9 protein-coding genes and 1 tRNA gene are annotated in these 9,591 nt (G+C 74.4%); 2 read left to right on the plus strand and 8 right to left on the minus strand.

Annotated elements, in window-relative coordinates:
• Positions 1-173: 173 nt before the first annotated feature.
• The 4 genes from M0638_RS06870 to M0638_RS06885 form a co-directional block, all read right to left on the minus strand.
• Complete coding sequence (locus tag M0638_RS06870; protein ID WP_248666225.1) at positions 174-959, minus strand: SDR family oxidoreductase; 786 nt, start codon at positions 957-959, stop codon at positions 174-176.
• 126 nt (positions 960-1,085) lie between these two features.
• Positions 1,086-1,161 (minus strand) — tRNA-His (locus M0638_RS06875).
• A gap of 137 nt (positions 1,162-1,298) precedes the next feature.
• Entirely contained in the window at positions 1,299-1,922 is a 624-nt protein-coding gene (locus M0638_RS06880; protein WP_248666226.1) for an MSMEG_1061 family FMN-dependent PPOX-type flavoprotein, read from the minus strand.
• Positions 1,923-1,982: 60 nt separating this feature from the next.
• Entirely contained in the window at positions 1,983-3,026 is a 1,044-nt protein-coding gene (locus tag M0638_RS06885; protein WP_248666227.1) for a tripartite tricarboxylate transporter substrate binding protein, read from the minus strand.
• A gap of 184 nt (positions 3,027-3,210) precedes the next feature.
• Between M0638_RS06885 and M0638_RS06890 the strand changes: the two genes are divergently transcribed.
• Positions 3,211-4,236 carry an MBL fold metallo-hydrolase gene (locus M0638_RS06890; RefSeq protein WP_248666228.1) on the plus strand — a complete coding sequence of 342 codons (1,026 nt, stop codon included), beginning with the start codon at positions 3,211-3,213 and terminating at the stop codon, positions 4,234-4,236.
• Between the two features lie 466 nt (positions 4,237-4,702).
• Here the strand turns inward: M0638_RS06890 and M0638_RS06895 are convergent, their stop codons facing one another.
• The 4 genes from M0638_RS06895 to M0638_RS06910 are packed head-to-tail and all read right to left on the minus strand — an operon-like array spanning position 4,703 to position 8,186.
• The gene (locus M0638_RS06895; RefSeq protein WP_248666229.1) at positions 4,703-5,032 is read right to left on the minus strand and encodes a ferredoxin family 2Fe-2S iron-sulfur cluster binding protein; all 330 of its coding nucleotides are present in this window, start codon (positions 5,030-5,032) and stop codon (positions 4,703-4,705) included.
• Positions 5,033-5,040: 8 nt separating this feature from the next.
• Positions 5,041-6,327 (minus strand): cysteine desulfurase family protein, encoded by a 1,287-nt coding sequence (locus tag M0638_RS06900; protein WP_248666230.1) that lies wholly within the window; start codon positions 6,325-6,327, stop codon positions 5,041-5,043.
• A gap of 18 nt (positions 6,328-6,345) precedes the next feature.
• Positions 6,346-7,455 (minus strand): cysteine desulfurase family protein, encoded by a 1,110-nt coding sequence (locus tag M0638_RS06905; protein ID WP_248666231.1) that lies wholly within the window; start codon positions 7,453-7,455, stop codon positions 6,346-6,348.
• On the minus strand, positions 7,452-8,186 hold the full coding sequence (locus M0638_RS06910) for an Rrf2 family transcriptional regulator (protein WP_345893003.1): 735 nt from the start codon (positions 8,184-8,186) through the stop codon (positions 7,452-7,454). Before M0638_RS06910 ends, M0638_RS06905 begins: the two co-directional genes overlap by 4 nt.
• Positions 8,187-8,881: 695 nt before the next feature.
• Between M0638_RS06910 and M0638_RS06915 the strand changes: the two genes are divergently transcribed.
• Entirely contained in the window at positions 8,882-9,550 is a 669-nt protein-coding gene (locus M0638_RS06915) for an alpha/beta hydrolase (protein ID WP_248666232.1), read from the plus strand.
• Positions 9,551-9,591: the final 41 nt, after the last annotated feature.

Raw genomic sequence — 9,591 nt, forward strand, 5'->3', positions numbered from 1 at the left:
ACCCCACCCACCAGGAACCTCAGGTTCCTGGACCTCCGCCGGCTTTTCGGCCTCGCGGGTTGAACCGTCGGAGGTGAAAACCGAACGGGGGTTCCAAGGGGGCTTCGCCCCTTGGTGGGAGGATACCCAAGGAGGGCAAAGCCCTCCTTGGAAAGGGCTCGGCGCCGGCCGCGTCACACCACCGGGCTGCTCCCCCCGTCCACGTTGATCGCCGTCCCGGTCACGTAGCCCGCCGCGTCCGAGGCCAGGAACAGGGCGAGGTTGGCGAACTCCTCCGCCCGGCCGATGCGCCCGAGCGGCACCGCCTTGCCCTGCTCGGCCTTCCACTCCTCCCAGGAGATGTCGCGCGTCTCGGCGGCGTGGCGGCGCACCCACTGGTCGCTCTCGATGATGCCGACCAGCATGGCGTTCACCAGGATGCCGAGCGGCGCACCCTCCTGGGACAGCACCTTGGTCAGCGCCATGCCGGCGGCGCGGCTGACCGAGGTGGGGGCGCTGCCGGCCTTCGGGGCCTTGGCGCCGATGTTGAGCACGTTGATCACCCGCCCCCAGCGCCGCTGCTCCATGCCCGGCCAGGCGAGCCGCGTCAGGCGGATGGCGGCGAACAGCTTGAGGTCGAGATCGGCCTGCCAGACCGCGTCGGACACCTCGGCGAAGCGGCCGCGCTGCGAGGTGCCGGCGTTGTTCACCACGATGTCCACCTTGCCATGGGCGGAGACGGCGCCGGCGAAGGCGGCCTCGCAGCCCGCGGCCGTCGCGATGTCGGCGGCGACGGTGGCGACCCGCGCGCCCGGCGCGACCGACTCGATCGCCCGCTTCGCCGCCGCCAGGGAATCGGCGCCGCGCGCCACCAGGGCGACGGCGCCGCCGGCCTCGGCGAAGGCGCGCGCCATGGCGAGGCCGAGGCCCTTGGAGCCGCCCGTTATCAGGGCCGCCCGTCCCTCGAGGCTGATCCGCATGCTGTCTCCTTCCCCGGAATCGCGTTCCCGGCGGCGAGGCTACGCAGGCCGGACGCCAGCGCGAAGGGGAACGGTGCGAAGGGGAGGGGAGGCCGGCAGCGGCCGGGGCGTCGGCGAGGGGGCGTTTGGGGCGACCAACGGGACTCGAACCCGTGACATCCAGGACCACAACCTGGCGCTCTACCAACTGAGCTATGGCCGCCATACCGGGAGGGCACGCCCTCCGGCCACGCGAGGCAGCGGGAGATACGGCGCGAAGGCGGTCCCCGTCAACTGCCCTGCCGGCGTGAATCGCGCGCCGGCCCGGACCGCCGGGAAGCGGCCGGCGAAGGCAACCGGTCAGTACAGGTTGGCGTCCAGCTCGGGCATCCGGGCATCCACCGTCGCCGCGTCCACCAGGCCGCCGGTATGGGCCTCGATCATCTGCCCGGCCGTGGGCAGCCCCGCCGGCGCCTCCCGGCCGGCCCAGAGCTTCGCGCGGGAGACGGCGCGCCGGCACTGCATGAACACCTCCCGCACCGAGATCAGCATCACCGTGGCGGGCTCGCGGCCGTCCATGGCGAGCCGGGCGCGCAGCGCCGGGTCGGCGGTGAGCCGGGCGAGGCCGCCGACGCGCAGCGTCTCGCCGTTGCCCGGCACCAGGAACAGCAGCGCCACGCGCGGATCGTCGATCACGTCGCGCAGCGCGTCGATGCGGTTGTTGCCGCGCCGGTCGGGCAGGGCGAGGGTGCGCTCGTCCAGCACCGTCACCAAGCCGGGGCCGTCGCCGCGCGGCGTGCCGTGCACCCCGCGCGGACCGACCGTCGAGAGGATGCAGAAGGGACTCGCCGCGATGAAGGCGGCGGAGGTCGGGTCCACCACCGCGCTGACCTTGTTCAGCACGAGCTGGCTCGGCTCGCCGTAATGGGTGGCCAGCGCCTCGGGGGTGGTAATGGCGTAGGGATCGGGCGGCAGGCTGTCCATGCGCCCGATCCTGGCATGCCGCGGGACGGGCCGGAACTCCCGACGCGCCGCGATCCGGCCTCAATCCACCGAGATGCCGGCCTCGCGCACCACGCGGCCCCACTTCGTCATCTCGCTCTCCAGGAAGGCACGGAATTCCTCGGGCGTGTTCGGCCGCGTCGCCGCGCCGAGGCCGGCGAGGCGCTCGGCGATGGCCGGCTCCGCCACCACCGCGTTCAGCGCCGCGTTCAGCTTCGCGATGACCGGTCCCGGCGTCGCCGCCGGGGCGAAGACGCCGTTCCACTCCAGGCACTCGTAGCCCGGCACCGTATCGGCGACGGGCGGCAGGTCGGGCAGCGCCGCCATCCGGCCCGTCGCGGTATGGGCGATGCCGCGCACCGCGCCGGACTTCACGTGCCCGATGGAGGAGGTGGCGTTGGAGAAGAAGAAGTTGATCTGCCCGCCGATGATGTCGTTCAGCGCCGGCCCGCCGCCGCGATAGGGCACGTGGTTCAGCGTGATGCCGGCCATCTTCGCGAACAGCGCCAGCGCCAGGTGCTGCGCGCTGCCGTTGCCGGCCGAGGCCCAGTCGAGCCCCCCGGGCCGGCTCTTCGCCAGGGCGATCACGTCGGCCACGGTGCGCACCGGCACGGAGGGCGTCGCCACCAGCAGGTTCGGCACCACCACCGCCAGGAACGCCGGCGCGAAGTCCCGTCGCGCGTCGTAGGGCAGGGAGCGGAACAGCGAGGGGTTCACCGAGAAGGCCGTCGCGTCGTGCATCAGCGTGTAGCCGTCGGGCGTCGAGCGGGCCAGGGCCTGCGCGCCGATCGTGCCGCCGGCGCCGCCGCGGTTCTCGATCACGAATTGCTGGCCCAGCGTCTCCGAGAGCCGCGCGAACAGGATGCGCGCCACCGTGTCGGCGCCGCCGCCCGGCGGGTAGGTGACGATCACCTTCACCGGCCGCGACGGCCAGTCGCCCGCGTCCTGGCCGCCCCCTTGGCGGCCCGTCCCTTGGGCCAGCGCCCGCCCGCCGGGCGGCATCAGCGGCGACAGCAGCGCCGCCGCGCCGGCCGGCGCGGCGCGCCGGCCCGTTCCGGCCCCGCGGCCCCCGATCCCATCCTCCATCCCCGCCTCCTCCCGGACACTTCCCTGCCGCCGGCCCCGGCCGACGCCGCTCCCCAGGATGTGACAGAGGGCGGCCGACCGGAAGCGGGCATGGCGGGGCAGCCACGCGCGGCGGTGCCCTGGTGCCCGTCGGCTCCGCGCCCCCATGATGGTACGAACCGACGAACCATCAGGAAGCGTGCCCATGAACGCCATCGCCCCGCTGCCCCTCGACATCCCCGCGCCGGGGGAGCTGCGGGAGGTCCGGCCCGGCCTGCACTGGGCGCGCATGCCGCTGCCCTTCCCGCCGACCCATGTGAACGTCTGGCTGCTGGAGGACGGCGAGGGCTGGCTGCTGGTCGACACCGCCGTGCGCAACGAGGCGACCACGGCGCTGTGGGAGGACCTGTTCGGGACGCGGCTGGGCGGGCGGCCGGTGACGCGCGTGCTGATCACCCACTTCCACCCGGACCACATGGGCCTCGCCGGCTGGATGTGCGCCCGCTGGCGCGCGCCGCTGCTGATGAGCCGCACCGAGTGGCTCCAGTCACGCTGGCTCTCGCTCGACACGGAGGAGGCGATGCTGACGCACCAGGCCGCCTTCTACCGGCGGGCCGGCTGCGGCCAGGACTATCTCGACTACCTCACCGGCCGCGGCGCGCTCTACGCGCGCTCGGTGTCGCCCATCCCGCGCGCCTACCAGCGGTTGGTGGCGGGGGCGACGCTGCGGGTGGGCGGGCGCGACTGGGGCATCCGCACCGGCTCCGGCCACGCGCCGGAGATGGTGTGCCTGCACAGCCCCGATCTCGGCGTGCTGATCTCGGCCGACCAGATCCTGCCGCGCATCACGCCCTATGTCGGCGTGCAGGCCGGCGAGCCGGAAGCCGACCCGCTCGGCGAGTTCCTGACCTCCAACGACCGCTTCCGCGACCTGCCGGCGGACACGCTGGTGCTGCCCTCGCACGGCGAGCCCTTCCACGGGCTGCACGCGCGCATCGACGCGCTGGCCGCGCACCATGCCGAGCGCCTCGCGCGCCTGCTCGATGCCTGCGCGCAGCCGCTGACCGGCCTGGAGGCGACCCGCGCGCTGTTCCGCCGGCCGCTGGACGAGCGGCAGCTCGGCTTCGGCATCGGCGAGACCCTGGCGCACCTGAACCGGCTGGCGCACGAGGGCCTGATCGTGTCCGAGCCGGGCGCGGACGGCCTGACCCGGTACCGGCGGGCAGGTTAGGGCGGGCAGGTTAGAGCATTTTCAAGCTGAGCGTCCTCGCTCAGCGGCTCGGAAAATGCGATAAATCAAACGGCTAGAGCCGTTCCGACCTGATACCGTCAGGCTGGATCGGCTCTGGGGCATTTTCAAGCTGAGCGTCCTCGCTCAGCGGCTCGGAAAATGCGATAAATCAAACGGCTAGAGCCGTTCCGACCTGATACAGTCAGGCTGGATCGGCTCTGGGGCATTTTCAAGCTGAGCGTCCTCGCTCGGCGGCTCGGAAAATGCGCCGGATCGAAGGCTGGAGCCGTTCCGGCCTGATACGGTCAGGCTGGGTCGGCTCCACGGCGAACCGCGGTCCGGTCGGGACTGCGGTTCGCCGTAGCTCGTTGTTCCCGGCGCGGATTCACGCCGCCGGGCGTTTCCGCCCGACGGCGATCCGCTCCAGGGCGGGGAGGGTGGGGCGGCCGGGCCGGGGGAGGGCGCGTCAGCCGCCGGCGTTGCGCGAGCCGGCCGGCAGCCGCACCACCAGCCCGTCCAGCGCATCGGTCATGATGAGCTGGCAGCCGAGACGCGAGGTCTCCTGCAGGTCGAAGGCGAGGTCGAGCATGTCCTCCTCGTCCTCGGTCGGCGTCACCAGCTTCGGGAACCAGGCGGGATCCACGATGACGTGGCAGGTCGAGCAGGCGAGGCTGCCTTCGCAGGCGCCCTCGATGTCCACGCCATGCTTGTGCGCGATCTCCAGCACGGACAGGCCGAGCGGCGCGTCCACTTCCCGGCGCGTGCCGTCGCGCTCGACGAAGGTCATCTTCGGCATCAGTCTCGCTACTCCGCGACGATCGGTGAGGGGGCGGCCATGTCGCCGACGCCCGGGTGTTCGTCAATGCCCGTGGGCCCTTCCGGTTGCCTGGGCTGCGGCGCCGGATGGCCGCCCAGCTGGCCGGCCGCCTGCAGCGCGCCGCGCCAGGCGGCGATCAGCAGGGAGGCGGCGCGGTCCACCGCCTCGGGGGTGGTGAAGCGGCCGAGGCCGAGGCGAAGCGTGGCGCGCGCCTCCGCCTCGTCGAGCCCGATCGCGCGCAGCACGTAGGAAGGCTCGATGGCGGCCGTCGAGCAGGCCGAGCCGGTCGAGAGGGCGAGGTCGGGGGCGCGCGCCATGATCGCCTCGGCCGTCACGCCGCCGGGGAAGGTCAGGTTGAGGTTGCCGGAGACCCGACGCTCGGGATGGCCGTTCAGGCGCAGCCCCGGGACGCCGAGGCGCAGCGCCTCCAGCAGCCGGTCGCGCTGCTGGCGGACATGCGCCGTGTCCAGCCCGCGCTGGTCGATGACGAGGCGCGCCGCCTCGCCGAAGCCGACCACGAGCGGCGCCGGCAGGGTGCCCGAGCGCAGCCCGCGCTCCTGCCCGCCGCCGGAGAACAGGGGCAGCAGCCGCACGCGCGGGCGGCGGCGCACGTAGAGCGCGCCGATGCCCCGGGGGCCGTAGATCTTGTGCGCCGAGAGCGAGAGCAGGTCGGCCTGGATCTCGCCCACGTCGAGCGGGATGCGGCCGGCGGCCTGCGCCGCGTCGGTGTGGAACAGCGCGCCGGCGGTCTTGGCGATGTGGCCGATCGCGGCGAGGTCCTGCGCCACGCCGATCTCGTTGTGCACGGCCATCACGGAGACGAGCAGGGTGCGCGCGTCGACCGCCGATTGCAGCAGGTCGAGGTCGACCAGACCGTCCCGCCCGACCGGCAGGATCACCGGCTCGAACCCCTCGCGCTCCAGGTCGCGCACGCTCTCCAGCACGCATTTGTGCTCGGTGGCCAGCGTGACGATGCGCCGGCGCGGGTCGCCCACCCCGGCGGCGAAGCGGGCGGCCCCCTTGATGGCGAGGTTGTTGGCCTCGGTGGCGCCGGAGGTGAAGACGATCTCGCGCGCTTCGGCGCCGATCAGTGCCGCCACCTCGGCGCGCGCCGTCTCCGTGGCCGCCTCGGCGGCACGGCCCATGGCGTGCTCCACCGAATGCGGGTTGGCGAAATTCGCCTCCCACCAGGGCCGCATCGCAGCGAGCACTCTGGGATCGACCGGGGTGGTGGCGTGGTTGTCGAGGTAGATCGCGGTCGCGGGGGTCGACATGCGCGGGAAGATGGCGGATCAGGCGGCGCGGCGGGAGAGCGCCTTCTGCATGGCCGCCCATGCCGCGACGAAGGCCTCCGCGGACCCCTCCGGCGCGTTCCAAGGAATCGAGACGCGGACGGCGTTCCCGGCCAGCGCGCCGAGCCCCATCGCCGCCAGCACCGGGCTCGCCGACACCTTGCCGGAGGAGCAGGCCGCCCCGGCCGAGACCCGCACGCCGGCGAGGTCGAGCGCGATCACCTGCGTCTCGGCCGGCGCCCTGGGCAGGGCGAGGCAGGTGGTGTTGGGCAGGCGCGGCGCGCCGGCGCCGGGGATGACGAGGTCGGGCCGTATCGCCGACGCCTGGCGCTCGATGGTGTCGCGCATCGCGGCGAGGCGGGCGGCGGAGGCCGGGTCGGCCGCGTCGGCGGCGGCGCCGAGCCCGGCGATGGCCGGCAGCGGCTCGGTGCCGCCCCGCCGGCCGCGCTCCTGCCCGCCGCCCGCGACCAGCGGCGGCAGCGCCAGCCCCGGCCGCAGCAGCAGCGCCCCGGCGCCCTTCGGCCCGCCCAGCTTGTGGCCGGACACCGCCAGGCCGTCGGCGCCGAGCGCCGCGAGGTCCACCGGCACCCGCCCCGCCGCCTGCACCGCGTCCACGTGCAGCAGCGCGCCGTGGCGGCGGCAGGCCTCGGCGGCCTCGGCGACCGGGTGCAGCACGCCGGTCTCGTTGTTGGCCGCCATCAGGCAGACCAGGGCGGGCGGGCCGGCGGCGAGCATCGCCTCCAGCGCCGCCGGGTCGACCGTGCCGTCCGGCCGCACCGGGATGCGCGCCGCCTCCGGGCCGGCCGCCGCCAGCACCGCCGGATGCTCCGTGGCGCCGACCAGCACCCGCCTTCCGCGCCCGAGCCCGTGCACCGCCAGCGCGTTGGCCTCGGTGCCGCCGGCGGTGAGCACCACGTCCCGCGGCCGGGCGCCGAAGCGGGCGGCCACCGCCTCGCGCGCCGCCTCCAGCACGCGGCGCGCCGCCCGTCCCTCGGCATGCACCGAGGAGGGATTGCCGAGCAGATCCAGCGCCGCCAGGGCGGCCGCCCGCGCGGCCGGGCGCAGCGGCTCCGTGGCATTGGCGTCGAGATAGAGGCCGGCCGGCGTCACGCCGGACGGTCCAGGCCCCCGCCGGCCGGGGCCCGGTTGCCAGGGGGGGTGCCAGGGGAGCTGCCAAGGGGGCTGCCAGCGGGATTGCCAGCGGGACTACCGGTGGAGCCGCGCGTGGGACTGTCCGCCGGATCGCCTGCGGGCGGTCCGGCCGAGGCCTGCCGGGGCGGGGCGGGCATGTCGGCGTGGCCGTCCGTCGGCAGGGCGTCGCGCGGCGCCGCCGCACGGCCGAGCACGCGGCACTCGATCACGTCCGCGAGGCTGAGCGCACCGAGGAACAGGCGGATGTGCACGCCCAGCTCCGACCACAGGTCGTGCGCCAGGCAGCGCTGGCCGGCGAGGCAGCCGGGGGAGTCCCCCTCGCAGCGCGTCGTGCGCAGGGATTCGTCCACCGCGTCCACCACCTCGGCGATGCGGATCGCCTCGGCCGGACGGGTCAGCCGGTAGCCGCCGCCGGGGCCGCGCACGGCGACGACCAGCCCGGCGCGGCGCAGCCCGGCGAAGAGCTGCTCCATGTAGGGCAGGGGCAGGAGCTGCGCCTGGGCCAGTTCCGCCAGGCTGACGGGGCGTCCCTCGGCGGACCCGCAGGCGGCCTCGCGCGCGGCGCGACGGCGGGACACGCAGCCGCGCAGCGCCGCGCCGGCCAGCAGGCCGGATCCGGGCAGGCGCTGCCGCGCCGCCAGTTCCACCATCGCCATCACCGCGTACCGGGCGCGGGTCGATAGCCGCATGCCGCACTCCCCTGCCTGTCGCGGACCATCCCTTCCGCCCCCGAGATGGGGATGCGGTCGCCGTCGGAACACCCGGTGCGCTGCGAATGGCCCGGTTCATGGCGGCAAACCGCCGGCGGCGCCACCCGGAAAGCCGCGCCGGCCTCGCCGCCGGCCGTTCCCGGGCGGAGGACCGGCGCGCCGGACCGGTCCGGTTGATTGAGGCCGGCGCCCGCGCCAGCTATGGACCGGCCGGGGCGCCGGCAAGGCCCCCGGGCCGCGAGGCGAGGGCGGCGGATCGTCCCGGATTGATCGGAAATTTCGCCTCGGGGCGGCTCGGCATGGGTCCCATGCCCTGAATCCGTTATGAAAGCCCGGATCGGACGCCTATATAGGGCAACGCGACCCTCGGGGATCGGGAGCCTTTCCCGGGGCGCCCTTGCGCCGGACCGCCAGACCGATATCCCGCGACCCGGCGTCGCCGGAGGAGGCCTGTTGTCTCCTGACGACCCCGACGGGACATGGGGCGGCCGGGGCGGTGCGTACCGCGAGGGTTTGCGGCCATGGCATGCTGCGGCGCGCCATCCGGTCACGGCTCCCCAACCAAGCGACGGGCGCGCTTGGGACCCCGGGGTTGGCGGCGCATCGGCCGAGGCCGACCGCCCACCCCCGGTTCCCCGGTCCGCCCGCCGCAGCACATTGGAACAGAAGGTACGATGCCTGAGGTGATGTTCGCCGGACCGGATGGCCGGCTCGAAGGCCGTTACCACCATGCCAGCGACCGCAACGCCCCGGTGGCGCTGATCCTGCACCCGCACCCGCTGCACGGCGGGACCATGAACAACCGCGTCGTCCACGCCCTCTACCAGCGCTTCCAGGCGATGGGCTTCTCGACGCTGCGCTTCAACTTCCGCGGCGTCGGCCGGTCCCAGGGCAAGTACGATGGCGGCATCGGCGAGATCAGCGACGCCGCGGCGGCGCTCGACTTCCTCCAGGCGGTGAACCCGGCCGCCTCCATGCTGTGGGTGGCGGGCTACTCCTTCGGTTCCTACGTCGGCATGCAGCTGCTGATGCGCCGGCCGGAGATGGGCGGCTTCGTCTCCATCGCCGCCCCTGCCAGCCACTACGATTTCGGCTTCCTGGCCCCCTGTCCCTGCTCCGGGCTGATCCTGCACGGCGCCGAGGACGAGCTGGTGCCGGAGAGCGCGGTGCGGAAGCTGGTGGACAAGCTGAACACCCAGCGCGGCATCAAGATCGACTACCGCGTGCAGCCCGGCACCGGCCACGTCTTCGACGCGGCGCAGACCGAGCAGGCGGTGGACGCCGCCGAGGACCACGTGATGAGCGTGCTGAACCGCCAGCGCATGCCGATGGCGGCGGACTGACGCTTCCGGCAACCCGGAAGCCCGTGGCGGGGGGGCCGGGG

Source organism: Roseomonas acroporae (assembly GCF_023223525.1).
Classification (GTDB): domain Bacteria; phylum Pseudomonadota; class Alphaproteobacteria; order Acetobacterales; family Acetobacteraceae; genus Roseomonas_E; species Roseomonas_E acroporae.